This is a genomic window from Microbacterium sp. NPDC057659, from assembly GCF_042799915.1.
Lineage (GTDB): Bacteria > Actinomycetota > Actinomycetes > Actinomycetales > Microbacteriaceae > Microbacterium.
Genome location: NZ_JBHVHU010000002.1, coordinates 1,239,216 through 1,264,479 on the forward strand (window position 1 = coordinate 1,239,216; position 25,264 = coordinate 1,264,479).

Here is a 25,264-nt window from a genome sequence, read left to right on the forward strand (position 1 = left end):
AGCCGCGCACCACCACTTCCGCCGGGTCTAACCGAGGTGGGAGTTCGGCGCGGGAATAAACCCGGTGGGCCCTTGCCACGCTCCGGGGCCCCGGGCAGGATGCTGAGTACAGCGTGACCTCCCCGGGAGAAGGAGCAGCGATGACCCCCGCCATGCGAACCGCGAGCGAGCCGGCGACGGATGGGCCACTCGCCGACGCACTTCTGAACATGGGCCGGTTCCTCCGGCCGGGAGAGGTCTCCGAAGATCTCCGGGCGGTGTTCCTCGAGGGCGGCAGGTCGGGCGACGTGTTCTACCGCGATCGCTGGTCGCACGACAAGGTGGTGCGCTCCACGCACGGCGTGAACTGCACCGGATCCTGCTCGTGGAAGGTGTACGTCAAAGACGGCATCATCACGTGGGAGGCTCAGCAGACCGACTACCCGAGCGTCGGCCCCGACTCCCCGGAGTACGAGCCGCGCGGCTGCCCCCGAGGTGCCGCGTTCAGCTGGTACACCTATTCGCCGACGCGCGTCCGCTACCCCTACATCCGCGACACGCTCGCCGAGCTGTACCGGCAGGCCAAGACGCAGCATCCCGATCCTGTCGATGCCTGGGCGTCGATCGTCGAGGACCCGGAGCAGGCGCGCAGGTACAAGCGCGTCCGAGGCAAGGGCGGGCTTGTCCGCACGACGTGGGACGAGGTGATGGAGATCGCCGCCGCCGCGCACGTGCACACGGTGAAGAAGTACGGCCCCGACCGCGTCGCGGGATTCTCGCCGATCCCGGCCATGTCGATGGTCTCGCACGGCGCAGGATCACGGTTCATGAACCTGATCGGCGGCACCATGCTGTCGTTCTACGACTGGTACGCCGACCTTCCGGTGGCGAGCCCGCAGGTGTTCGGCGACCAGACGGATGTCCCGGAATCGGCCGACTGGTGGAATGCCGGCTACCTGATGATGTGGGGCTCGAACGTGCCCGTCACCCGCACGCCGGACGCGCACTTCATGACCGAGGCCCGCTACCGCGGCCAGAAGGTCGTCACGGTCTCGCCGGACTACACCGACAACACGAAGTTCGCCGACGAGTGGATGGCGCCGCACCCGGGAACGGATGCCGCGCTCGCCCTCGCCATGGGCCACGTGATCCTTCGCGAGCACTTCGTCGAGAAGCGCACCGAGCGCTTCCAGGACTACATGCGCCGGTACACCGACGCACCGTTCCTGGTCGAGCTCGAGGAGCGAGACGGCGGCCTGGTGCCCGGCAAGTTCGTCACGGCCTCCGACCTCGGCGGCGAGGCCGCCGCGCAGTCGCGCGCCGACTTCAAGCCGGTGCTGATGGATGCCGCGGGCACGGCGGTGGTGCCGAACGGATCGCTCGGCCACCGCTTCGGCCCCGAGGACGAGGGTCGCTGGAACCTCGACCTCGGCGACGTCGTGCCGCCGCTCTCGGTCACCGATCTGTCCGACTGGGCCGGGGATGCCGCGGAGGTGCGACTGCCCCGGTTCGACCTCGACCCCGAGCCCGGGCAGGAGCATGCCGGAGGTTCCGGCGTCGTCGTCCGCGGCGTGCCCACCCGGCAGATCGCGGGCAAGACGGTCACCACGGTGTTCGACCTGATGCTCGCGCAGTACGGCGTCGGTCGCGAGGGCATCCCCGGCGAGTGGCCCACCGGCTACGACGACGCGACCAGCCCCGGCACGCCCGCCTGGCAGGAGGAGCACACATCGGTGCCCGCCGCCCAGGCGATCCGCGTGGCCCGCGAATTCGCCGACAACGCCGACCGCTCCGGCGGCCGCTCGATGATCCTGATGGGCGCCGGCACGAACCACTGGTTCCACTCCGACACCATCTACCGAACCTTCCTCGCGCTGACCACGATGACCGGATGCCAGGGCGTGAACGGCGGCGGCTGGGCGCACTACGTCGGTCAGGAGAAGGTGCGTCCCATCACGGGCTACCAGCAGTACGCGGCCGCCGCGGACTGGGGCCGCCCGCCGCGGCACACCATCGGCACCGCGTTCTTCTACCTCGCCACCGACCAGTGGCGCTACGACGGGCTGCCCGCCGACCAACTGGCGTCCCCGCTCGGAACCGGCCGGTTCGCCGACAAGACGACCGCCGACTGCCTCGTCGAGTCGGTGCAGCGCGGCTGGATGCCGAGCTATCCGACCTTCGACCGCAACCCGCTGGACCTCGTGGACGAGGCGGAGGCCGCGGGCAAGGAGCCCGCGCAGCACGTCGTGGACAGCCTGAACGAGGGGTCGCTGCGCTTCTCGGTGGAAGACCCGGATGCCCCGGAGAACTTCCCCCGCATCATGAACATCTGGCGGGCGAACGTGCTCGGCTCCTCCGGCAAGGGCAACGAATACTTCCTCAAGCACCTGCTCGGCACGGATGCCGCAGTGCGGGCATCCGAGGCGGCGCCCGGCTCGCGTCCGGTGAACATGACCTGGCGAGAAATGGCGCCCGAGGGCAAGCTCGACCTGCTGATGACGGCGGACTTCCGCATGACCAGCACCACGCTGTTCAGCGACATCGTGCTGCCGGCCGCCACTTGGTACGAGAAGTACGACCTGTCGTCGACCGACATGCATCCGTTCATCCACGCGTTCAACCCGGCCATCGCGCCGCCGTGGCAGACGAAGACCGACTTCGAGTACTTCCGCCTGCTGGCCGAGAAGTTCAGCGAGATGGCCCGCACGCACCTCGGTGTGCGGAAGGACATCGTCGCGGCACCGCTGCAGCACGACACCCCCGACGTGATGGCCACGCCGCACGGCCGGGTGGAGGACCTGCCGCGGATACCGGGGGTGACGATGCCGAAGCTGGTCGTCGTCGAGCGCGACTATCCGAACCTCGCCGAGAAGTGGAAGTCGCTCGGACCCCTGACGGCGAAGCTCGGCATGACGACCAAGGGCATCACCTATCGCCCCGACCCCGAGATCGAGCGGCTGAAAGCGGTCAACGGCACGGTCGAGTCCGGGCCGTACGCCGGGTCGGTGCGCCTGGACAGCGACCAGCGCGCCTGCGAGATGATCCTGGCCTTCTCGGGCACCAGCAACGGCCGCCTCGCCGTGCAGGGTTTCAAGGCCCTGGAGAAGCACACCGGTCAGAAGATGGCGTTCCTCGCCGACGAGCACGAGGGCACGCACCTGACGTTCCAGGACGTGTCGGTGCAGCCGCGCAGCGTCATCACCTCACCGGAGTGGTCGGGCTCCGAGCACGGCGGTCGGCGCTACACGGCCTTCGCGATCAACGTCGAGCACCTCAAGCCCTGGCACACGCTCACCGGCCGGCAGCACTTCTACCTCGACCACGACTGGATGGACGAGCTGGGCGAGGCGCTGCCGATCTACCGCCCTCCGCTGGACATGCACCGCCTGTTCGGCGATGTGGAGCCCGGGAAGAGCACCCACACCGAGGTGCACGTGCGCTACCTGACTCCGCACTCGAAGTGGTCGATCCACTCCGAGTACCAGGACAACCTGTTCATGCTGTCGCTCTCGCGCGGCGGCCCCACGATCTGGATGAGTCCGCAGGACGCCGCGAAGATCGGTGTGCGGGACAACGACTGGATCGAGTCGTACAACCGCAACGGCGTCGTGGTCGCTCGGGCCAACGTGTCGCACCGGATGCCGGAGGGCACCGTGTACATGTACCACGCGAAGGACCGCACCGTGGATGTGCCGATCTCCGAGATGAGCGGCCAGCGCGGCGGCATCCACAACTCGCTGACGAGGATCCTGCTCAAGCCGAGCCACCTCATCGGCGGGTACGCGCAGCTCGCCTGGGCGTTCAACTACCTCGGACCCACCGGGAACCAGCGTGACGAGGTGACGACCATCCGTCGCCGCAACCAGGAGGTGCAGTACCGATGAGAGTCATGGCTCAGATGTCGATGGTGATGAACCTCGACAAGTGCATCGGCTGCCACACCTGCTCCGTCACGTGCAAGCAGGCCTGGACCAACCGCACGGGCGTGGAGTACGTCTGGTTCAACAACGTCGAGACCCGGCCGGGCCTCGGTTACCCGCGCGGGTACGAGGACCAGGAGAAGTGGCAGGGCGGCTGGGTGCGCGACAAGCGCGGCCGGCTGCGGCTGCGCTCCGGAGGGCGCCTCGCGAAGATCGCGCGCATCTTCTCGAACCCGAAGTTGCCGGGCATGGACGACTACTACGAGCCGTGGACGTACGACTACGACATGCTCGTGAACGCCCCCAGCGGTGAGCAGCACACCCCGGTGGCCCGCCCGAAGAGCCTGATCACCGGCAAGGACATGAAGATCGAGTGGTCGGCGAACTGGGATGACGACCTGGGCGGGTCGATCGAGACCATGCAGGACGACCCGATCCTGAAGAAGATGAGCCAGGAGGTCTCGGCGGAGTTCGAGAAGGCCTTCATGTTCTACCTTCCTCGCATCTGCGAGCACTGCCTGAACCCGTCCTGCGTGGCCTCCTGCCCCTCCGGCGCGATGTACAAGCGTGCCGAGGACGGCGTCGTGCTCGTCGACCAGGACGCGTGCCGCGGCTGGCGCATGTGCGTGAGCGGATGCCCGTACAAGAAGGTCTACTTCAACCACAAGACCGGCAAGGCCGAGAAGTGCACCATGTGCTATCCGCGCATCGAGGTCGGTCTGCCGACCGTGTGCTCCGAGACCTGCGTCGGCCGGCTGCGCTACCTGGGCCTGGTGCTGTACGACGCGGACCGTGTGGCGGAGGCCGCCTCGACCGAGAACGAGCACGACCTGCTCGAGGCGCAGCGCTCAGTGCTGCTCGACCCGAACGACCCCGAGGTGATCGAGGCCGCACGCCGCGACGGCATCGCCGAGGACTGGATCACCGCCGCCCAGCGCAGCCCGATCTGGAAGCTGATCCAGAAGTACAAGGTCGCGCTGCCGCTGCACCCCGAGTACCGCACCATGCCGATGGTCTGGTACATCCCGCCGCTGTCGCCGGTGGTCGACGTCGTGACCGGCTCGGGCAACGACGGCGAGGATGCCAGGACGCTGTTCGCCGCGATCGAGAAGCTGCGCATCCCGATCGAATATCTCGCCGAGCTGTTCACCGCGGGGGACGTCGCCCCGGTGGATGCCGCGCTGCGCAAGCTGGCGGCCATGCGCTCGTACATGCGCGGGATCAGCATCGACGACGTGCGCGAGGAGTCCATCGCCGAGGCGGTCGGCATGACCGGCCGCGAGATCGAGGAGATGTACCGGCTGCTCGCGATCGCGAAGTACGAGGAGCGCTACGTGATCCCGCCGGCGCACTACGAACAGGCGCACGACCTCGAGGAGATGGCGTGCTCGCTGGACTACGACGGCGGCCCAGGCATGGGCGGCGCCACCAGCGGCCCGTTCGGCGCCGCCAGCGGGCAGGCCGTTCCCGTCGCGGTGGAGAACTTCCATGTGCTGGCCGACCGGCAGACCGCCGACCGTCCGTCGACCGGGGGCAGGGTCAACCTGCTGAACTGGGACGGCAACGGGCATCCCGACGGCCTGTTCCCGCCGGAGGACGGCTCGTGAGCACCGTCCTCCCTCCCCGCGTCACGCCGCGACGACGGATGCCGGAGCAGGCGCTCACTCCGGTCGAGCTCACCGGCGCGCAGCGCCGCACCGTGCACATGCTCGCGTCGCTGCTGCTCGACTATCCGGATGCCGCGTGGTTCGCGCGGCTCGGCGATCTGCGCGCGCACGCCGCCGGACTGCCCGCGGCGGTGGCTGCGCCGCTCACGGAGTTCATCGACCGGGCATCGGAAGCTGGGGCATCCGTGTGGCAGCGGGACTACGTGAGCACGTTCGACCTGAAGAGGAAGTGCTCGCTGTACCTGAGCTACTTCGCGACCGGCGACACCCGCCGGCGCGGCACCGCGCTGGTGACGTTCCTCGACGCCTACCGCGCGGCGGGCTGGGAGTTCGACGCAGCTGAGCTGCCCGACTACCTGCCCGCGGTCCTGGAGTTCTCCGCGCGCTCGGACTCCGAGGTCGCGAGCGCCCTACTCACCGCGCATCGCGAGGGCATCGAGGTGCTGCGCGCCGCGCTCGAAGGCATGGACAGCCCGTGGGCGCTGGTGGTGCGCGCGGTGACCCTGTCGCTGCCGAAGGTCGACCAGCGCACCCAGGAGCGGGTGCTCGCGCTCGTGAACGAAGGCCCGCCGACCGAGACGGTCGGCCTGAGCCTGCCGATGCCGACCTTCCGGTCGATGAGCCAGGGAGAATGACCGTGACCACTCTGCAGATCCTGCTGTGGGTCGTGCTGCCGTACGTGTGCGCGGCGGTGTTCATCCTCGGCCACATCTGGCGCTACCGCTACGACAAGTTCGGCTGGACGACGCGGTCATCGCAGACCTACGAGAACAAGCTGCTGCAGTGGGGCTCTCCGATGTTCCATCTCGGCATCCTGATGGTGATCGTCGGGCACGCCGTCGGACTGCTGATCCCGCGCGAGTGGCTGTATGCCATCGGCATCGACGAGCACATGTACCACATCGGTGCGACCGTGCTCGGGACGGCGGCCGCGATCCTGACGCTCGCCGGCCTGGCGATCCTGATCTTCCGGCGCCGCACGGTGGCGGCGGTGTTCCTCGCCACCACGCGCATGGACAAGGTGATGTACGTCTTCCTCGGCGCGACGCTGCTGTTCGGCACCGCCGCGACCGTCGTGCACCAGGTGTTCGGCGGCGGGTTCGCGTATCGCGAGACGATCTCGCCGTGGATCAGGCAGATGATCATCTTCCGGCCGGACCCCGAGCTGATGGTCGGCGTTCCGCTGCTGTTCCAGCTGCACGTGATCACCGCCTGCCTGCTGTTCGCGCTGTGGCCGTTCACCCGCCTGGTGCACGTGTTCTCGGCACCGGTCGGCTACCTGTTCCGGCCCTACATCGTCTACCGCTCGCGCGACGAGCAGCGCGGCAGCCGGGCCCCGAAGCGCGGCTGGGACCCGGTGGCGGCCCCGGACCCCGCACGGCTGCGTCGCCCGTGACGGCCGGCCGCTGCGGGTCGGGTCCTGAGCGAGCGAAGCGAGACGAAGGGCGCCGGTTCTCCGCGGGTCCTGAGCGAGCGAAGCGAGAAGAAGGGCGCCCCCGATGACGCTCCGCTCCGTCGAGGAGCAGCTCGCCCGCGTGCTCGCGGCTGTGCGGCCGCCGGCCGTCGAGCAGATGCCCCTGCACCAGGCATCCGGTCGGGTGCTCGCCGAGTCCGCTGTCGCGAGCAACGCCGTCCCGCCCTTCGACAACTCTGGAATGGACGGCTTCGCCGTGCGGTTCGCGGATGTGGCGGACGCGGGCCCGGAGCATCCTGCGACCCTGAGGGTCGTGGCCGACGTACCGGCCGGCAGCGCGCTCGACCCGGCGATCGGACGGGGAGAGGCCGCGCGGATCATGACCGGCGCGCCGGTGCCGACCGACGCCGATGCGATCGTCCCGTTCGAGGACACCTCGGGCGGGCTCGCCGACTCCCTGGCATCCGCCGTCGTGCTGGCCGCGCCTCGGCGACGCGGTGCGCACGTGCGTGCCGCGGGCGAGGACGTCGCGGTGGGCAGCGAGGTAGTGCCCACCGGCATCCGACTCGGCTCCAGACAGCTCTCGGCATTGGCATCCGCGGGGGTCGCGCAGGTCGCCGTCACCCGGCGGCCGCGCGTGGCGGTCGTGGCGACCGGATCGGAACTCGTGCCTCCGGGGCAGCCGCTGACTCGCGGCACGATCCCGGAGTCGAACAGCCTGTTGCTCGCAGGCCTGGTCGGCGAGACCGGCGCGGAGATCGTGCTGCGGCGCACCGTCGACGACTCGGGCGACGGCCCGTCAGAGGCGGTGGCGCTCGCGGCCGAACTGGGGGCCGACGCAGTCGTGTTCTCCGGCGGTGTCAGTGCGGGCGCGTACGAGGTCGTGCGGCAGAGTCTCGGCGACGCGATGGAGTTCACGAAGGTCGCCATGCAGCCCGGCAAGCCGCAGGGCTTCGGCACGACGGATGCCGGGATGCTGCTGTTCGGCCTGCCCGGCAATCCGGTGAGCGCGGCGGTGTCGTTCGAGGTGTTCGTGCGGCCGGCGCTGCTGCGGATGCAGGGCCTGGTCAACGTCGCGCGGTCTGCATGGCGGTTGCCGGCGGGAGAGTCGTGGCGTTCCGCGCCGGGACGGCGGCAGTACCTGCCCGCGGTGATCGACCGGAGCGATCCGGCGCGGCCGGTTGTGCGGCCGTCCAGCGGCGGCGGCTCCGGTTCCCACCTGGTCGTCGGACTCGGCGCGGCGGAAGCCTACGCGATCGTGCCGGAGGCGGTCACGTCGGTCGAGGTGGGTGACCTCGTGGACGTGGTGCTGCTCGACCCTTGAGCGTCCTTCGTCACCTCGATCCGCCGGAGGAGGGGCACATTTCGGCGGCCATCGAAACGAATCCGTTCCAGGATGAAGACATGACGACGCACACGTACTCCTCCGAACTGGACTGGACCGGCAGTACCGGCGACGGCTATCGCGCCTACAGGCGCGAGCACGTGGTGGGCCTCGGCGAGGCGGGATCGTTGACTGTGAGCGCTGACCCGGCGTTCCGCGGCGATGCCGCACTGCCCAACCCCGAGCAGCTGCTGCTCGCCGCGGCGAGCTCGTGCCAGCTGCTGTCGTTCCTCGCAGCGGCGGCACTCGCGAAAGTCGACATCATCGGCTACACCGATTCGGCGGAGGCCATCATGCCGGACGACGCCGACCCGATGCGGATCACCGAGATCGCCCTGCACGTCGCGGTGACCGCGCGCGGCACCGACGAATGGACGGTCCGCGAACTGCTCGAGACCGCCCATGCGCAGTGCTACATCGCGAACACCCTGGCAACGCCGGTCCGGCTGATCGCCGAAGTGGAGATCGACGAGACCGTGGAGGCGGTGGCATGACCATGTGCGACATCACGGTTCCCGCGCCCGACGGCGCGGCGTCGCTCGCGCGGATCGGTGCGGTCCTCGGTGAGGCCGGAGTCTCGCTGGAGGGCGGAGGCATGTGGGCGGAAGTCGCGCACTACCTCGTCGCCGAAGGTGATGCCGCGGTGCGGGCCCTCGAGTCCGCCGGCATCCGTGACGTGGAGCTGCGGCCGACGGTGATCGTGCCCCTCGATGCCGACGTACCGGGCGCTCTCGGCCGGATCATGACGCGGCTGGCCGATGCGGGCGTGCGCCTGCTCGCGCAGTACAGCGACCATGACAACCGCAAGGTGCTCGTCGTCGACGACCCCGATGCGGCGAGGGCGGCGCTGGCGTGAGCGGCGAGGTGCGGCTTCCGCTCGACGAGCTCGGGCGCGTGCTGGGTGAGCCCGCTCGCCTGCGCATCCTGCACGAGCTGTTCGGCGGAACGCCGCTGCCCGCCGGCGCGCTCGCGACCAGGGTGGGCCTCGCCCCGTCGACGGTGAGTGCACACCTCGCGAAGCTGCAGGATGCAGGACTGATCAGGGTCGAGCAGCGGGGCAGGACGCGACTGGCGAGCCTCGCCGACCCTGCGGTCGCGACTGCGGTCGAGGCGCTGCTGCAGCTGTCCGGCGAGGCCCGGGTGAACTCGGCGACCACCTTCGACCGGCGTGCGGCGATGCGCGAGGCGCGGTCCTGCTACGACCATCTGGCCGGTCGCGCCGGAGTGTTCATCGCCGAGCTCGCCGCGGAGCGTTCCTGGGTCGTCGTGGCCGATGGCGCCTGGACCCTTCCCGCCGGAGAGGATGTGACCGGCATCGGCGACGACCTGGGACTTACGCTGGGCTGGCAGCGTTCGCCGCGGCCAGCTGTGCGCGCGTGCATGGACTGGACCGAGCGCACGCCGCACATCGCCGGGAGGCTCGGGCACAGCATTCTCGCCGCGATGATCGAAGACGGCTGGCTGCGCCGCCGCCGCGACGACCGCGCTCTGACGGTAACGGCCCGCGGCCGGGAGCGCTTCGCGACGCTGGGGCACACGGGGATGTGAGCAGGCTCCGGGTGTTGGCGTCGGCGGAACTGTCCGGCGATAGTGGAGGGATGAGCGATCAGCATCTCCCGAGCATCAGCGCGGTCGTGCTGGTCGGCGGTCGGGCCTCGCGCATGGGTGGAGGCGACAAGCCGCTGCTCGACGTCGGCGGCATGACCCTCTTCGGGCGTGCGGTGCGCGCACTGCAGGATGCCGGGTGCATGCCCATCGTCGCTGTGGGACCCGAGCTCGACGCATCCGCGCCGGTGCTGTGGGTGCGTGAGCAGCCGCCGTTCGGCGGTCCGGTCGCGGCGCTCGCCGCGGCGCTCACCGCAGCGGATGCGGGGGAGTGGACGGTGCTGCTAGCCGGCGACCTGCCTCGCGCCGACGAGGTCGTGCCGCAGTTGGTCGCTTCGGTTTTCGAGGGCGGCGATGGTGCGGTGTTCATCGCGGACGGGCGTCCGCAATGGCTGTCGGGGATCTACCGCACAGAAGCTCTGCGGCGGGAGCTCGCGGCGCTCGGAGACCGAGTCTCCGGGGCCTCCTGCCGCGCCCTACTCGGCGACCTCGACCTCGACCTGGTGCTGTTGCCCGACGACGACGGGCTGACCGCCGATGTCGATACGCCGGAGGATCTCGCGCGGGCGCGTGAGATGCACACTCTGATCAGAGGAGACGACGCATGACTGACAAGAAGAGCACCCTGCCGCCCGAGGCTCTCGAGGAGTGGGCCTCCGCCCTGCGCGAGCGCTTCGACCTCTCCGCCGAGGACGTGCCGATCGCGCTGATCCTCGATCTGGCCCGTGACGTCGCGAACGGCGTCGCCCGGCCGGCCGCGCCGTTCAGCGCCTTCGTCGCCGGCCTGGTCGCCGGCCGTCAGGGAGGTTCCCCCGAGGACATCCGAGCCGCCGTCGCCGCCGTGGTCGAGCTCGCCGGCACTTGGCCGGAGTCTCCCGGTCGTTGAGCGAGGGAGGAACGACCGAGACGAAACGCTCTCAGGTCCGCTGAAGGCGTTTCGTCTCAGTCGCTGCGCTCCCTCGCTCAACGACCGGTGGTCAGAGCTCGCGGGGCGACAGGCGGACGGTCAGTGATCCGAGCCGTCGAGCTGTGCGATCACGTGTGCGGCGACGGAGAGAATCACCGGCATCCCATCACGCACACCACCGGGCGAGCCGGGCAGGTTGACGATGAGTGCGCCGTCGGCGACGCCGGCGAGTCCACGCGTGAGCAGGGCGACCGGCTTCTGCGCCGCGCCGACGCGGCGCAGCTCCTCCGGGATGCCAGGCAGTTCGCGCTCCAGCACCCGGACGGTGCCCTCGGGGGTGGCATCCCGTGGCGCGACGCCGGTGCCTCCGCTGGTCACGATCAGCCGGGCGCCGTCGGCGATGACCGCACGAAGCGCCGTCTCCACGGCATCCGCTCCATCGGGGACGATCCGCGCGTCGTCGCAGGCGAAGCCCGCCGCGCGCAGCGCCTCGACGGCCACCGGACCCGACCCGTCGGGCCGCAGGCCCGCTGCCGAGCGGTCGGACACCGTGATCACCGCAGCCTGGAGCATGGCCCCAGCTTAGGGCCGCAGTTCAGACGCGGCCGCGCGCTCACCTACTGATGCCCCCAGCGCATCAGTAGGTGAGCGCAGCGATACTCAAGATCCATCCGCAGCACCCCGCTAAGGCGCCGCGGGCGCGATTATTCACGGCCTCTTCTCCCGAGCCGTTCAGAACGCTGGGTCATACTGTTGGCATGGTGACCGCCAGGCCCGTCTGCGGGCCGATCTCGAGTTATTCACGGGTGCAGATCCTGCACCTGGTCCAGACGCGACCCGATCGCACGATCGCCGAGATCTGCGAGGAGACCGGCCTGCACGCCAACACGGTGCGCGAGCACCTGCAGCGTCTGGACGAGGGCGGCTACATCATCCAGAAGACCGAGCACCGCACCACCCGCGGGCGTCCGCGCACGCTGTACAGCGCCGCGACCGGCGCCCCCGGCGCCTCCAGCCCGGTGGCCCGCGAGAAGGTCAACGAGGCGGCTCGCCGCGGGGATCTGATGCGTCGCGTGCTGCACACGGATGCCTCGGAGCTGGGCCGCGAGGCCACCTATCAGCTCGACGCACTCGTCGAGCATCTCGAGGAGAGCGGCTTCGACCCGATCATCGACGAACGCGAGATGACCGTCGAGCTCACGCCCTGCCCACATGCCGCGGCCTCGCCGGAGAACCGTCCGCTGCTGTGCCAGGTGCACCTCGGACTGATGCAGGGCGTGCTCACCCAGGCCGGCGGCCCCATCGCCGCCGAGTGCGTGCTCGCCGCCGCGAATCCGTCCGAGTGCACCGTGCAGCTGCGGGTCGACGCCGCCTGAGTCAGCGCTCCTCGGCGAGCAGCCGTTCCAGCTCCGCTGTGATGGTCGCACGCAGCGCGTCGTGCCGGGCATCCAGCGCGTGCGCGGGATCGCGCCAGTGCGTCGGGTCGTAGAGCCATACCGGTTTGCGGACGAGGTCGGCCGGCTCCCACTCGTACCGCGGCCAGATGTGCGCGTGCACGAAGGCGTCGGTGTTGCCGAGGACCTCGATGTTCATCCGGCGGAATCCCGCGTCGTGCGCGCGGCAGGCGCGCTCCACGGCGGTCGCAAGCAGATCGACGTCGGCCAGGTACTGCACGCGCTCTGCGCGCGGCAGTTCGGCCAGAGCCGTCGCCGAGGGGCTCCTGCTCAGCAGCACGCTGTAACCGGGCAGGAACTGCACATCGCCGATCACCGCGTAGCCCGCCGGCGTCTCGGCGAGCACGGTCGGGTTCTCCCCGCGCGCCGCCGATCCGATCCTGTCCTCGCGCCACACCATGCAACGACCTTACGGGGAGCTCGTCCGATCCGTAGCGTGGAGGGCATGACGAGAACAGATGAGGCGACGGCGACGATCGGCGCATCCTCGGTGCGCGTCTACAAGGCGCTCGCCGACCCCGCAGCACTGGAGCGCTGGCTCCCTCCGGACGGCATGACAGGACGCGTCGAGAGCTACGACCTGCGCGAGGGTGGCACCAGCCGCATCGTGCTGAGCTACGGCGGCGACGAAGCCGGCAAGACCGGTGACGGGACGGATGTCGTCGAGGGCACCTTCGTCGAGGTGAGCCCCGGTGTCCGGATCGTGCAGGAGTTCGACTTCGTCTCCGACGACCCCGCCTTCGCAGGGACGATGCGGATGACCTGGGAGGTCACGGCCCGCGGAGCGTCATCCGAGGTCGTGTTCCGCGCCGAGAACGTGCCCTCCGGCATCTCGGCGGAGGACCACCGGGCCGGACTGGAGGCGTCATTGCGGAATCTGGCCGAGTACGTCGGCGGATAATGGAGGCATGACTCAGCCCCAAGGCGCCCTGCTCGTCGGCAGCGTGAACTACGACGATGCCGAGAAGACCATGCGCACAGCATCGGAGCTGATGGGCGGCCTGCTCCGCCGCATCCCCGACGGCGAGGTGGGCAAGCGGTTCCACTGGATCATGTTCCAGCCCGACGTGATCGGCCAGGCCGAGGGCATCGAGCGCGTGGGGGAGAACCCCATCCCGTTCAAGGCCGGCATCGACGCGCGTCCGCTGCGCATCGCCGAGGGAGCGGATGCGGCATCCATCGAACTCCCGCCGCTCGGCTACGCAGCCGCGGCCCTGGAGTCGTACGAGATCTTCCGCCGCCTGCGCGCCGAGGGCGCGATCGCCGAAGGCGTGCGGTTCCAGGTGTCGCTGCCCACGCCGCTGGCCGTCGTCTCGTCGTACTTCTCGGGCGACGACCGTGCTGCCATCGAGCCGGTGTACGCCGACGCGATCCTGCGCGAGGTGGACGAGATCGTCGCCTCGATCCCGCACGAGGATCTCGCGATCCAGTGGGACGTCGCCAGCGAGATGGGCATCATCGAGCGCGCCTCCGGTTACGGAAAGGTCATGGACGCCTGGTGGCCGGGCGACCCGTTCGACGGGGTGGTCTCGCGCCTGAGCGCACTGATCGGCGCCGTCCCCGCGGACGTCGAGGTCGGTGTGCACCTCTGCTACGGCGACGCCGGGGAGAAGCACTTCATCGAGCCGGCGGATGCCGGGAACCTGGTGCGCTACGCGAACGCGGTGATCGCCGCCTCCGATCGCGACCTGACCTGGTTGCACCTTCCGGTGCCGATCGAGCGCGACGACGCGGCCTACTTCGCCCCGCTCTCGGAGCTCGCGGCGGTGGACGAGCTGTACCTGGGGCTCGTGCACCGCGAGGACGGCGCCGAGGGCGCGCAGCGGCGCATCGCCGCGGCATCCGCCGTCGTGCCGGAGTTCGGGGTCGCGACCGAGTGTGGCATCGGCCGGGCACCGGCCGGCACCACCGAGGGAATCCTGCAGACCCACGCGGACGTCGCCGCGCACTGGTGACACGGGCCCGCGTGGGCGCGCGCGGTACCATATGCCACATGACCGACTATCGCCGTGGTGACCTGTGAGCGGCTTCGCCACCCTGCTGTCGCCGGCCGAGAGCCTGCGCGAGCAGGTCGAGGCGCAGCTGTCCTCGCGCATCGTCTCGGGTGAGATCCCCCCGGGTGAGGTGCTGACGGTTCCCACCCTCGCCGGCGAGTTCGGCGTCAGTGCGACTCCGGTGCGCGAGGCGATGCTGAACCTCGCCCGCCGCGGCTTCCTGCGCCCGATCCGCAATCGCGGCTTCGAGGTCACAGAGGTGTCGCCCGAAGAGCTGCGTCACCTCAGCGAGGTGCGGATGCTGCTCGAGGCGCCGCCGATGGTCGTCGTCGCCGGCAACCTCGATGATCCGACGGTCGCCGAGCTGCGCGTCATCGCCGACCGGATCGTGACCGCGGCACGCGAGGCCCGTTTCGACGAGTACCTGGCGGCGGACACCGAGTTCCACCTGCGCATCCTGGAGTGCACCGGCAACCCCAAGCTGGTCGAGACCGTGCGCGAGCTGCGGCAGCAGACTCGCCTGGTCGGTCTCGTGCAGCTCGCCGAGTCCGACGCGCTGGTGGCGACCTCGCTCGAACACGCGCAGCTGGTCGACCTGCTCGTCGCCGGCAAGGGACAGGACGCCGAGGCGCTGATGCGCCGGCACATCCGTCATGTCGGCGGACTGTGGAGCGGACAGGACGAGGGCTGACAGGCGCCGTTCGGCGCCGGGCGCCGCGCGGCATCCGATGCGGGAGTTGAGCGGAGCTTCGTTCCTCGCAAGGTAATATGTCACGCGGCACAATGCCGAAAGCGAAGGAGGCGGCGGATGCGGGTCATCGTGATCGGCGCAGGCGCCATCGGCGCGGCCTGTGCGCTCGCGCTCGCCGAGGCGGGGGCCGAGGTGATCGTGCTCGACCGCACCGGCGTCGCCGGCGAGACCTCGAGCCGCTGCGAGGGCAACATCCTCGTGTCGGACAAGGAGCCCGGTGCAGAGGCGCTGATGGCGATCGAGGCGAATCGCGCCTGGCGCGAGCTCGCCGAACGGCTCGACGCCGACCGCGTCCCAGGGCAGCCCGCGACGGAGTTCGAGGCGAAGGGTGGCATCGTCGTCTCGCTCCCCGGCGGGGTCGAGGGGCTCGAGTCGTTCGCGGAGGGGCAGCGCGGCATCGGCATCCGTGCCGAGGCGCTGGACGAGGCCGCGCTGCGCGCCGCAGAACCGCACCTCTCGCCCGACGTCGCCCTCGGCGTGCGCTATCCGGATGACGCACAGGTGCAGCCCAGCCTCGCCACGCAGGCGATGCTCGCCCGTGCCCGGCACCTCGGCGCACAGTTCCGCATCACCGAGGTCACGGGCGGCGTCGTCGACGGCGACCGCGTGCGCGGTGTGCTCACCCCCGAGGGGCGCATCGACGCGGATGCCGTGGTCAACTGCGCGGGGCCCTGGTCGGGAGACGCCGCCGCGCTGTTCGGCGCCGAGCTCGACATCCGCCCGCGTCGCGGCACGATCCTCGTGACCGTGCCGATGCCGCAGCGCGTGTTCCACAAGGTCTACGACGCCGACTACGTCGGCGCGGTCGGGTCGGGGGATGCTGCGCTGCAGACCTCGACGGTCGTGGAGTCCACGCCGGGCGGCACCGTGCTGATCGGGTCGAGCCGCGAGCGCGTCGGCTTCTCGGGTGAGGGGCTGCTGGAACCCCTGGCCGAGATCGCGGACAAGGCGACCCGGCTGTACCCGTTCCTGCGCGACACCATGCTGCTGCGCACCTACTACGGATTCCGGCCCTACGCGCCCGACCACCTTCCCGCGATCGGCGCGGACGCCCGCGTCGCCGGGCTCTTCCATGCCGCGGGGCACGAGGGAGCCGGCATCGGACTGGCACCGACCACCGGCGCGCTCATCGCGCACGCCGTGCTCGGCACGCCCGCGCCGCTCGATCCGACGCCGTTCCTGCCCACCCGCGCCACGCTCCAGGGGGTTCCCGCATGACCGTGCAGATCAGTTTCGACGGCGAGCAGCTCGAGGGGCGCGACGGGCAGAGCATCGGCGGCATCCTGCTGGCGAACGGCCACCGCGCCTGGCGCGACGCCCAGGGCGGTGAACGCGGCATCTTCTGCGGCATCGGCATCTGTCAGGACTGCGTCGTCACGGTGAACGGCGTCGAAGGGGTCCGTGCCTGCCAGCGCACCGCGTGCGCGGGCGACATCGTCGAGAGGGAGTCGCGAGCATGACGCGCATCGTCGTGATCGGCGCGGGCCCGGCGGGGCTCGCCGCCGCAGCATCCGCCGCCGGCGCGGGTGCCGAGGTCGTCCTCGTCGACGAGGGGGAGCGCATCGGCGGGCAGTTCTGGCGGCACCACCCCCTCTTCACCGATCCGCGGATGCAGCATCAGCTCGGCCGCTTCGGCGAGCTGCAGCGGGGCCTCGCCGATGTGCGCGTGCTCTCGTCCACGAGCGTCTGGCGGGTGGAGGCGGGCGAGCCGCTGCGCGTGCACACTCTCAGCGGCCCGGTCGACGATGCGCAGCGGCACGGCGAGACCCTCGAGGCCGATGCCGTGGTGCTGGCCACCGGTGCCCATGATCGGGTGCTCCCGGTGCCGGGCTGGACCCTGCCCGGGGTCACCTCGGCCGGTGCCGTGCAGGCGCTCGCCAAGCGCGACGGTGTGGCGCTCGGCACCAAGATGGTCGTCGCCGGAGCGGGGCCATTCCTGCTGCCGGTCGCGCAGAGTGCCGCGCTGCTCGGTGTCGAGGTCGTCGAGGTCGTCGAGGCGGCCACGACCGGCACGCTCGTCAAGGGGTGGGGCCGCAGGCCCTGGGAGCTCACTGCCGCGGCGGGCAAGGCCGGCGAGCTCGGCTCCTACGCGGCATCGCTGCTGCGCAGCCGCACGCCGTACCGGTTGGGCAGCGCCGTCACCCGCATCCACGGAACGACCTCGGTCGAGGCCGTCACGATCTCGCGCATCGACAGCGACTGGCGTCCGATCGCCGGCACGGAGCGCACCGTCGAGTGCGATTCGGTCGCCCTCGGCCACGGCTTCACGCCGCGGCTGGAGGCGGCCATCCAATTCGGCTGCGAGATCACCTCCGAGCGCTTCGTGAAGGTTGACGGGCAGCAGCTCACCAGCATCCGCGGCGTGCACGCGGCCGGCGAGATCACCGGCATCGGGGGAGCGGACGCCGCACTCGCCGAAGGTGCGATCGCCGGACTCGCCGCCGCCGGAGTCCCCGGCGCCGACCTGCGCTACCGCAAGCCGCTCGCCGCGCGTCGGCGGATGCGGACGTTCGCACAGCGTCTGCGGACCCATGAGATCCGCCCGGGCTGGACCGCCTGGCTCGACGACGACACCGTCGTGTGCCGCTGCGAGGCGGCGACCGCGGCATCCCTCCGCGAGTACGCGGATGCGTCGAGCCGCGGCATGCGGCTCGCCACCCGTGCCGGCCTCGGCCCCTGTCAGGGCCGCACGTGCGGACGAAGCGTCGAGGACATCATCGGCGCAGCATCCGGTTTCGACCGCAGACCCGTCCTCTCCTCGGTGCGCATCGGTGAGCTCGCCGCGCAGCGGCATCCGGTAGACGGGGCCTGACGCCCCGCATCAGAGCCGTCCCTTGGACGCCCTAGTAGTGTGTGATATGTTACGTGTCATATCCCCCCCACGCGACAAAGGAGCCGCATGAGCACCCCCACTGAGATCGAAGACCAGATCGCCTCGCCCGGCGAAGCCGAGGCCCGCCGTGTCCGCAAGGTCATGACGTCCTCGGCCATCGGTCACTTCGTCGAATGGTTCGACTTCGCGGTGTACGCCTACGCGGCGCCCGTCATCGCCACCCTGTTCTTCCCGCAGACCGACCCCGCGGCCGCTCTCATGGCCGTGTTCGGCATCTACGCGGTCGGGTTCATCGCCCGCCCCATCGGCGCCTTCCTGCTCGGCAACCTCGGCGACCGCTTCGGCCGCAAGCGCGTGCTCGCCGCAGTGATCCTGGTCATGGGCGTCTCGACCACGCTCATCGGGCTGCTCCCGACCTACGCGGCGATCGGCGTCGCGGCCCCGGTGCTGCTGGTCGTGCTCCGGATGGTCCAGGGCCTCTCCGCCGCGGGCGAGACGATCGGCTCGAACTCCTTCGTGGCCGAGCACTCGCCCATCGAGCGCCGCGGCTTCAACGTCGGCATGGTCTACACGTGGTCCAACCTGCCGCCCGTCATCGCGGCCCTGCTCGTGCTCGGCCTGACCACGGTGCTTGCGCCTGAGGCCTACGAGTCCTGGGGATGGCGCGTGCCGTTCCTGCTCGGCGCACCGCTCGCGGTCGTCGGTCTCTACATCCGCACCCGCGTCGACGAGTCGCCCGCCTTCCTCGAGATGCGCGAGAGCCGCCAGGTGGAGAAGGCTCCGATCCGCACGGTGTTCCGCGAGCAGTGGCGCAACATGCTGGTCTGCTTCAGCATCGCCGCCGTCGCCAGCCTCGGCTACTACTCGCTGACCGGCTACTTCTACTCCTACATGACGGTCACGATCGGTCTGGAGTCCTCCGCCGCGCTGATCTCGAACAGCATCGCGCTGCTCATCACGTTCTTCACCGTCCCGGTGGCCGCGCTCGTCTCCGACCGGATCGGCCGCCGACGGATGCTGCTGATCGCCGGCCTGTTCGGCGCGGTCGTCGCCGTGCCCGCCTACCTGCTCGTCGGCGTCGGGACCCTCGGTGCCGCCATCGTCAGCCAGGGCCTGCTCGGCCTCGCGCTCGGACTGTTCTTCGGCCCAGCCGGCCCGGCCTTCGTGGAGCTGTTCCCGGCACGGGTGCGCTACACCGGTGCATCCATCAGCTACAACCTCGCCTTCACGATCTTCGGCGGCACCGCGCCGCTGCTGGCCACCTGGCTGATCAGCCTGACCGGGTCGACCGTCGCCCCCGCCTGGTACGTCGTGATCGTGACCGTGCTGGCACTGCTCGTCGTGATGACGATGCCCGAGACCAACCGCCGATCGATGCGCGACTGAGCGTGTCGACCCCGACAGAACCGCCGCTTCCGCGGCGCGACAGAAAGAGAACAGCATGACCGAGAAGAGCATGGACCTGGGTGGCGTCGTCGTCGCCACGACCCTCGCGTTCAAGGAGGACTCGTCGGCACCGGCCGGCCTGGCCGTCGACTACGACAAGTTCGGCGAGCACGTCGACTTCCTGATGTCGAACGGATGCCGCGGCGTCGGCCCGAACGGCTCGCTCGGCGAGTACTCCTCGCTGACCGAGGAGGAGCGCCGCAAGGTCATCCAGGTCGCCGTGGATGCCGTCGACGGCCGTGGCATCGTGATCGCCGGCGCGCACGGCGTGGGCAGCCACCAGGCGCGTCAGTGGGCCGAGTACGCCCGTGAGGACGGCGCGGACGGCGTGCTGCTGCTGCCGCCGATCGTCTACCGTGCCAACGAGGCCGAGGTCATCGCGCACTACGAGGAGGTGGCGAAGGCCGGCCTGCCGATCATGGCCTACAACAACCCCTTCGACACCAAGGTCGACCTTGTTCCGTCGCTGGTCGCCAAGCTCGCCGAGATCCCCGAGGTCGTCGCGATCAAGGAGTTCTCCGGCGACGTCCGCCGCGTCTACGAGATCAAGGAGCTCTGCGACATCGACATCATCGCCGGTGCCGACGACGTGCTCTTCGAGCTCATGGTCAACGGCGCGGTCGGCTGGTTCGCCGGCTACCCGAACGCGTTCCCCCGCGAGGCGGTCGAGCTGTACAACCTGCTCACCGAGGGCAAGTGGCGCGAGGCGAAGGCGCTCTACGAGCAGCTCGTGGCCGTGTTCCGCTGGGACTCGCGCACCGAGTTCGTGCAGGCCATCAAGCTGTCGATGGACATCTGCGGCAACTCCTACGGCGGGCCGACCCGTCCGCCGCGCGGCCCGCTGAGCGACGAGCAGCGCGCCCAGGTCACCGCCGACACCGAGCGTGCGCTGGCCGCTCTCGCGGCGCGCTCGGCCGTGCTCGCCTGAGGCATGTGATGATTCAGGGTGGGGATGCCGCAGGCCGGCGTCCCCTCCCTCCCCGCTCTCTACTTGGAGGATGCTAATGCGCGCTCGCCGCACCATCCAGGCCGTCGACTCCCACACCGAGGGGATGCCGACCCGCGTCGTCACCGGGGGAGTCGGACGCATCCCCGGTGCGACCATGAACGACCGCCGCCTGTACGCGATGGAGCATCTCGACGGGCTGCGCGGGTTCCTCATGAACGAGCCCCGCGGGCACGCGTCCATGTCGGGCGCGCTGCTGCAGCCACCGGCGCGGGACGACGCCGACTGGGGTGTCGTCTTCATCGAGGCATCCGGATTCCTGCCGATGTGCGGTCACGGCACGATCGGCGTCGCCACCGTGCTCGTGGAGACCGGCATGGTCGAGGTCACCGAGCCGGTGACCGAGATCCGCCTCGACGTGCCGGCCGGTCTCGTCATCGCTCGCGTGCGTGTGGAGGACGGCCGCGCCGTGGACGTCACCATCGAGAACGTGCCGAGCTTCGTCGACCGGCTCGACGAGCGCATCGACGTGCCGGGCATCGGCGAGATCACCTACTCGGTCGCCTTCGGCGGCAACTACTACGCCCTCGTCGACCTCGATCAGGTGGGACTGCCGTTCGACCGCTCCCGCCAGGGCGAGATCATCGCCGCCGGCCTGGCGATCATGGATGCGATCAACGAGCAGGCGCCGCCCGTGCATCCCGTGCTCGAGGGCGCGAACCACGTGCACCACGTGGAGTTCATCGCCCCCGGTTCCGACGCCGTGCGCTCCCGGCACGCCATGGCGATCCATCCCGGCTGGTTCGACCGGTCGCCCTGCGGCACCGGCACCAGCGCGCGGATGGCCGAGCTGCACGCCCGCGGCGAGCTGGCGCTGGACACCCCGTTCGTGAACGAGTCGTTCATCGGCACGGAGTTCACGGGACACCTGGTGGGTGAGACCACTGTCGGCGACCGGCCGGCGGTCATCCCCACGATCACCGGCCGCGCCTGGGTCACCGGGCTCGGCCAGTACATGCTCGACGAGAACGACCCGTTCCCCGAGGGGTTCGTGTTCTAGGAGGACACATGACAGACATCACCATCGACGAGGTCGCCGCAGCTGCGGCATCCGCGGCGCGCGCGTTCGCCCACACGAGCCCCCGCGGACGAGGGGCGGCGCTGGTCGCCGTCGCGGACGCGCTGGATGCCGCGGCATCCGATCTCATCGCGATCGCGATGCGCGAGACGGGCCTGAGCGAGGCACGGCTGACCGGCGAGGTGCGCCGCACCTCGTGGCAGCTGCGGCTGTTCGCCGACACGATCGTCGACGGTGCGTACCTGGATGCCCGCATCGACAGGGCCGACCCGCAGTACGTGATCGGCCCTCGACCCGACCTGCGCCGCATGCTGGAGCCGGTCGGCCCTGTGCTGAACTTCGCCGCGTCGAACTTCCCGTTCGCGTTCTCGGTCGCCGGCGGCGACACGGCCGCCGCGCTCGCCGCGGGCTGCCCCGTCGTCGTGAAGGCGCACTCGGGGCATCCGGAGCTGTCCCGCGCGACGGCCGCCGTGGTGATCGACGCGCTGCGCGGCGCCGGGATGCCGGAGGGCGTGTTCCAGCTGATCGAGGGCCAGCAGAACGGCGTCGACCTTCTGAAGGACGAGCGCATCCGCGCCGGTGCGTTCACGGGTTCGACGCGCGTCGGACGGATGCTGGCGGACATCGCCGCCGCCCGTGAGGTGCCGATCCCGTTCTACGGCGAGCTCGGCAGCGTGAACCCTGCGTACGCGACCTACGTCGACGATGTGCTGCTGGACGGCTTCGTCACGTCGGTGTCGGGTTCGGCCGGGCAGCTCTGCACGAAGCCGGGCTTCCTGTTCGTGCCAGAGGGCGCCGACCTGGCATCCGTCGCGGGCACCGCGGGTGCCGTGGCCGAGCATCGGCTGCTGAACCCCGGCATCGGGCGCGCGTTCGCGCAGCGACGCGAAGACGTTCTCGGCGCGGAGGGCGTGACCGTGCTGTCGGCGGGGGAGACCCGCGTCGACGAGGACGGCCAGACCTACGCGACGCCGACCGTCGTCACGGTCGACGTCGACTCCCTGGTCGCCGCCGGCGACGCGCTGCTCGAGGAGTCGTTCGGGCCGCTGTCGGTGATCGTGAAGTACTCCGACCTGTCGACGCTGCCCGCGCTGCACGCCGGGCTCTTCCCCGGCAACCTCACCTCGACCGTGCACGCGCGACCGGAGGAGCTCGAGGACGGCTCGCTCTCCGAACTCGTCGAGGCGCTCGCCGAGACCAGCGGGCGCGTGCTGTTCGGCGGCTGGCCGACCGGGGTCTCGGTGACCCCCGCGATGCAGCACGGCGGCCCGTATCCGGCCACCACGAGCGACGGCACGAGCGTCGGCACCGCCGCGATCACGCGCTTCCTGCGCGGCGTCTCGTACCAGAACGCGCCGCAGGCGCTGCTGCCCGAGCCGCTCCGAGACGACAACCCCTGGGGCGTGCCGCAGAGCTTCAGCGAGGCCGGCCACTCCACCGAGTGGGGCTCATTCGCGCGCTGACACGCGTTCGTCCCGAACACCGACGGCCCCTGCTGGTTCACGCGAACCAGGAGGGGCCTCGGCGTCTCCGCCCTCGACCGCGCCGCCCGCCGCCGACTGAACCCCTTGCCGACGAGTGAACCGGTTATCGACGTCGATATGTGGTGCGGTCGTCGCGAAGTGGTTCAGTCGTCGGGTACCGGCGTCGACGATTCGTCGCGAAGTGGGGCGCTCGCCGTGCGGGCGGCGCGTGCCGCGCGCTTCAGACCATGAGGCCGCCGCGGACCACGGCGACGCGCGCGTCCTGCTCCCACAACGCCGCCGTCGACAGCGGATCGGATGCCAGCAGCAGGGCGTCTCCGTAGGCACCTTCGCCGAGATGGCCCAGCGACTCATCCCCGATCAGCTCGGCGTTCACCGCCGTCATCGAGCGCAGTGTCGCGGCGGCGCCGGATGCTTCGACCTGCAGCCGCACGCCGGCGAGCTGGTCGTCCTCGAGGTCGCCCATCAGGTCACTGCCGAAGCCGACGCGCACGCCGGCCTCGTGCGCGAGGCGCACGGCGTCCTGCCCCTTCGTCAGCACCTCGGTGTTCTTCGCGAGCGAGGTCGCGTTCAGGCCGATGGATGCTCCGCGACGGTCCATCGCGTCGTAGGCAGCGAGCGTGGGCACCAGGAACGCCCCGGCATCCGCCATCCGCTCGGCGGTCTCGCGGTCGATGAGGTTGCCGTGCTCGATCGAGCGGATGCCGGCGGAGATCGCGTGCTGCACCGCCTCCGCGGAGTAGGCGTGCGCGCAGACGTAACTGCCGCGGCGGGTGGCCTCCTCGACGACGGCTCGCAGCTCCTCCTGCGAGTACTGCGGCACCCGAATCGGGTCGGTCAGCGAGAACACTCCGCCGGAGGCCATGACCTTGATCGCGTGCGCGCCGGTGCGCAGCCGGTTCCGCACCGCGAGGCGCAGCGCGTCGACGCCGTCGACGACCTCGCACATGTGGCCGTGCGAGAAGCAGACGTCCACGTGCGCTGAGCGCGGGTCGCCGTGTCCGCCGGTCTGGCTGAGGGCCGGCCCGGTGAAGTGGTAACGGGGCGAGTCGAACAGGTCGGCGTCGATGGCCTGCGCGAGGCCGATGTCGCCGCCGGCGACGTCGCGCACGGTCGTGAACCCGCGTCCGAGAGTCCTGGACAGCCGGCGCGCGCCGTTCAGCGCCGTGAAGCTGAGCGGGCCCCGCTCGTTCTCGAACCCGTCCATGCTCGTCGCGTAGGCGTGGAAGTGGGCGTCGATGAGCCCGGGTACCAGCCAGCGTCCCGCGCCGTCCAGCGTCGCGGCATCCGCTGCCGGGCCCGCAGTGACTCGGCCGTCGGTGATGTGCACGTCCCGGGGCGCGAAGCCCGCGCCGTCCCAGACCTGTGCTCCGGTGATGGTGATCGATCCTGTGCGCATGATGCTGCCTTTCAACGCAGGCTGAAGCCGTCGGCGACGGGGTCGCCCTCGTCGAGTTCGAAAGTCGACGCACCCACACGGTACGCGGTGCCTCGGACTTCCGGAATGATCCCGTCAGGCGTCCGCTCGGCGATCGTGGCGAGGAACCGGGTGCCGATGATCGAGTCGTGCGTCAACGTCTCGCCCTCGCCGAGCTCGCCGGTGGCGGCCAGCAGCGCGACGCGCGCGGCGGTGCCGGAGCCGCACGGGCTGCGGTCGACCTCGCCGTCGGCGAAGACGGTGACGTTGCGCTGGTGCGGTCCGGCGAGGGTGCTGCCGAGGTCGTCGAACAGGATGGTCCCGTAGACGCCCGAGAGCCGGGCATCCGCCAGCTGTGCCGACGGGTGCTCGTTGAGCGCCCACTTGATCTCGCGGCCGATCGCGATCAGCTCCGCCGTGTTCTCCGGCGTCACCGACAGGCCGACGGCGGATGCCGGCAGCGTGGCGTACACGGCACCCCCGAAGACCAGATCGACGGTCACGTCGCCTCGCGACGTCACCAACGGAATCCCGCGCGAGAGCACGCGTGACTCGACGTTGCGGAACACGATCTCCTCGATCCGTCCGCCGCTCTGCCGCACGCGTGCCTGCACGCGCCCGCTGGGCACGTCGATGGTCACGACGGTCTCGCCGTCGGGATCGGATGCCACGAGCCCGGTGCGCACGGCCCACGCGCCGAGCGCGATCGTGCCGTGCCCGCAGGCGGTCGAGAAGCCGTCCTTGTGCCAGAACAGCACGCCGAAGTCGGCACCCTCGTCGTCGGGCGGCGTGATGAACCCGCCGTACATGTCGTCGTGGCCGCGCGGCTCCAGACAGAGGAAGCGACGGATGCCGTCGGCCTCGCCGGTGATCGCCTCGACGCGGCGCTCGGCGACGGTCGTGCCGTGCGTGGGCACGTCCCGCACGATGCGGAACGGCTCGCCGGCGGTGTGCCAGTCCTCGGTGCTCCAGAGCATGAGCGGTC

Annotated in this window: 25 protein-coding genes; 21 read left to right on the forward strand and 4 right to left on the reverse strand. The window is 70.5% G+C overall.

The genetic code is table 11. The features are described from left to right. The first annotated feature begins 140 nt into the window (after positions 1–140). The 10 genes from ACFVAE_RS14325 to ACFVAE_RS14370 all read left to right on the forward strand — a co-directional run bounded on the left by ACFVAE_RS14325 (position 141) and on the right by ACFVAE_RS14370 (position 10,855). On the forward strand, positions 141–3,863 hold the full coding sequence (locus ACFVAE_RS14325; RefSeq protein ID WP_378893409.1) for a nitrate reductase subunit alpha: 3,723 nt from the start codon (positions 141–143) through the stop codon (positions 3,861–3,863). Then, on the forward strand, positions 3,860–5,506 hold the full coding sequence (gene narH / locus ACFVAE_RS14330; protein ID WP_378893411.1) for a nitrate reductase subunit beta: 1,647 nt from the start codon (positions 3,860–3,862) through the stop codon (positions 5,504–5,506). The genes ACFVAE_RS14325 and narH overlap by 4 nt, the downstream gene beginning before the upstream one ends. Next, the gene (gene narJ / locus ACFVAE_RS14335; protein ID WP_378893413.1) at positions 5,503–6,201 is read left to right on the forward strand and encodes a nitrate reductase molybdenum cofactor assembly chaperone; all 699 of its coding nucleotides are present in this window, start codon (positions 5,503–5,505) and stop codon (positions 6,199–6,201) included. The genes narH and narJ overlap by 4 nt, the downstream gene beginning before the upstream one ends. Next, a complete protein-coding gene (gene narI / locus ACFVAE_RS14340; RefSeq protein WP_378893415.1) occupies positions 6,198–6,962 on the forward strand; it encodes a respiratory nitrate reductase subunit gamma in 765 nt (254 codons plus the stop codon). The genes narJ and narI overlap by 4 nt, the downstream gene beginning before the upstream one ends. Positions 6,963–7,065: 103 nt before the next feature. Then, complete coding sequence (glp, locus tag ACFVAE_RS14345; protein ID WP_378893418.1) at positions 7,066–8,304, forward strand: gephyrin-like molybdotransferase Glp; 1,239 nt, start codon at positions 7,066–7,068, stop codon at positions 8,302–8,304. 80 nt (positions 8,305–8,384) lie between these two features. After that, a complete protein-coding gene (locus ACFVAE_RS14350; RefSeq protein WP_378893420.1) occupies positions 8,385–8,858 on the forward strand; it encodes an OsmC family protein in 474 nt (157 codons plus the stop codon). Next, entirely contained in the window at positions 8,855–9,220 is a 366-nt protein-coding gene (locus ACFVAE_RS14355) for a hypothetical protein (protein WP_378893422.1), read from the forward strand. Before ACFVAE_RS14350 ends, ACFVAE_RS14355 begins: the two co-directional genes overlap by 4 nt. Continuing rightward, positions 9,217–9,912 (forward strand): ArsR/SmtB family transcription factor, encoded by a 696-nt coding sequence (locus ACFVAE_RS14360; RefSeq protein WP_378893424.1) that lies wholly within the window; start codon positions 9,217–9,219, stop codon positions 9,910–9,912. The genes ACFVAE_RS14355 and ACFVAE_RS14360 overlap by 4 nt, the downstream gene beginning before the upstream one ends. 50 nt (positions 9,913–9,962) lie before the next feature. Further along, positions 9,963–10,577, forward strand: a complete 615-nt coding sequence (locus ACFVAE_RS14365) for a molybdenum cofactor guanylyltransferase (protein ID WP_378893426.1) — start codon at positions 9,963–9,965, stop codon at positions 10,575–10,577. Then, the gene (locus ACFVAE_RS14370; protein ID WP_378893428.1) at positions 10,574–10,855 is read left to right on the forward strand and encodes a DUF6457 domain-containing protein; all 282 of its coding nucleotides are present in this window, start codon (positions 10,574–10,576) and stop codon (positions 10,853–10,855) included. Before ACFVAE_RS14365 ends, ACFVAE_RS14370 begins: the two co-directional genes overlap by 4 nt. 120 nt (positions 10,856–10,975) lie before the next feature. Here ACFVAE_RS14370 and ACFVAE_RS14375 read toward each other — a convergent pair whose 3' ends face one another. Then, entirely contained in the window at positions 10,976–11,449 is a 474-nt protein-coding gene (locus ACFVAE_RS14375) for a molybdenum cofactor biosynthesis protein B (protein ID WP_378893431.1), read from the reverse strand. Between the two features lie 185 nt (positions 11,450–11,634). Between ACFVAE_RS14375 and ACFVAE_RS14380 the strand changes: the two genes are divergently transcribed. After that, complete coding sequence (locus ACFVAE_RS14380; RefSeq protein WP_378893433.1) at positions 11,635–12,252, forward strand: helix-turn-helix transcriptional regulator; 618 nt, start codon at positions 11,635–11,637, stop codon at positions 12,250–12,252. A gap of 1 nt (position 12,253) precedes the next feature. Here ACFVAE_RS14380 and ACFVAE_RS14385 read toward each other — a convergent pair whose 3' ends face one another. After that, positions 12,254–12,730, reverse strand: coding sequence for an HIT family protein (locus tag ACFVAE_RS14385; protein ID WP_378893435.1), 477 nt, complete (start codon positions 12,728–12,730; stop codon positions 12,254–12,256). A gap of 45 nt (positions 12,731–12,775) precedes the next feature. Here ACFVAE_RS14385 and ACFVAE_RS14390 point away from each other — a divergent pair, with 45 nt between their 5' ends. The 10 genes from ACFVAE_RS14390 to ACFVAE_RS14435 all read left to right on the forward strand — a co-directional run bounded on the left by ACFVAE_RS14390 (position 12,776) and on the right by ACFVAE_RS14435 (position 22,841). Further along, complete coding sequence (locus ACFVAE_RS14390; protein ID WP_378893438.1) at positions 12,776–13,231, forward strand: SRPBCC domain-containing protein; 456 nt, start codon at positions 12,776–12,778, stop codon at positions 13,229–13,231. 7 nt (positions 13,232–13,238) lie between these two features. After that, positions 13,239–14,285, forward strand: coding sequence for a hypothetical protein (locus ACFVAE_RS14395; protein WP_378893440.1), 1,047 nt, complete (start codon positions 13,239–13,241; stop codon positions 14,283–14,285). Between the two features lie 64 nt (positions 14,286–14,349). Further along, complete coding sequence (locus ACFVAE_RS14400; protein WP_378893442.1) at positions 14,350–15,015, forward strand: GntR family transcriptional regulator; 666 nt, start codon at positions 14,350–14,352, stop codon at positions 15,013–15,015. A 117-nt stretch (positions 15,016–15,132) separates the two neighbouring features. After that, complete coding sequence (locus tag ACFVAE_RS14405) at positions 15,133–16,293, forward strand: NAD(P)/FAD-dependent oxidoreductase (RefSeq protein ID WP_378893445.1); 1,161 nt, start codon at positions 15,133–15,135, stop codon at positions 16,291–16,293. Continuing rightward, positions 16,290–16,535: a (2Fe-2S)-binding protein gene (locus ACFVAE_RS14410; protein ID WP_378893448.1), complete on the forward strand. Its 246-nt coding sequence runs from the start codon at positions 16,290–16,292 to the stop codon at positions 16,533–16,535. The genes ACFVAE_RS14405 and ACFVAE_RS14410 overlap by 4 nt, the downstream gene beginning before the upstream one ends. Continuing rightward, positions 16,532–17,887, forward strand: coding sequence for an FAD-dependent oxidoreductase (locus ACFVAE_RS14415; RefSeq protein WP_378893451.1), 1,356 nt, complete (start codon positions 16,532–16,534; stop codon positions 17,885–17,887). Before ACFVAE_RS14410 ends, ACFVAE_RS14415 begins: the two co-directional genes overlap by 4 nt. A gap of 87 nt (positions 17,888–17,974) precedes the next feature. Next, positions 17,975–19,294 carry an MFS transporter gene (locus tag ACFVAE_RS14420; protein WP_378893454.1) on the forward strand — a complete coding sequence of 440 codons (1,320 nt, stop codon included), beginning with the start codon at positions 17,975–17,977 and terminating at the stop codon, positions 19,292–19,294. 55 nt (positions 19,295–19,349) lie between these two features. Then, complete coding sequence (locus ACFVAE_RS14425; protein ID WP_378893456.1) at positions 19,350–20,282, forward strand: dihydrodipicolinate synthase family protein; 933 nt, start codon at positions 19,350–19,352, stop codon at positions 20,280–20,282. Between the two features lie 76 nt (positions 20,283–20,358). Further along, positions 20,359–21,360 carry a proline racemase family protein gene (locus ACFVAE_RS14430; RefSeq protein WP_378893458.1) on the forward strand — a complete coding sequence of 334 codons (1,002 nt, stop codon included), beginning with the start codon at positions 20,359–20,361 and terminating at the stop codon, positions 21,358–21,360. Positions 21,361–21,368: 8 nt separating this feature from the next. After that, a complete protein-coding gene (locus tag ACFVAE_RS14435) occupies positions 21,369–22,841 on the forward strand; it encodes an aldehyde dehydrogenase (NADP(+)) (RefSeq protein ID WP_378893461.1) in 1,473 nt (490 codons plus the stop codon). Between the two features lie 241 nt (positions 22,842–23,082). On the opposite strand, the gene ACFVAE_RS14440 is transcribed toward ACFVAE_RS14435, so the two are convergent. Next, on the reverse strand, positions 23,083–24,261 hold the full coding sequence (locus ACFVAE_RS14440; protein ID WP_378893464.1) for an amidohydrolase family protein: 1,179 nt from the start codon (positions 24,259–24,261) through the stop codon (positions 23,083–23,085). An 11-nt stretch (positions 24,262–24,272) separates the two neighbouring features. Further along, a complete protein-coding gene (locus ACFVAE_RS14445; protein WP_378893466.1) occupies positions 24,273–25,256 on the reverse strand; it encodes a proline racemase family protein in 984 nt (327 codons plus the stop codon). Positions 25,257–25,264 lie beyond the last annotated feature (8 nt).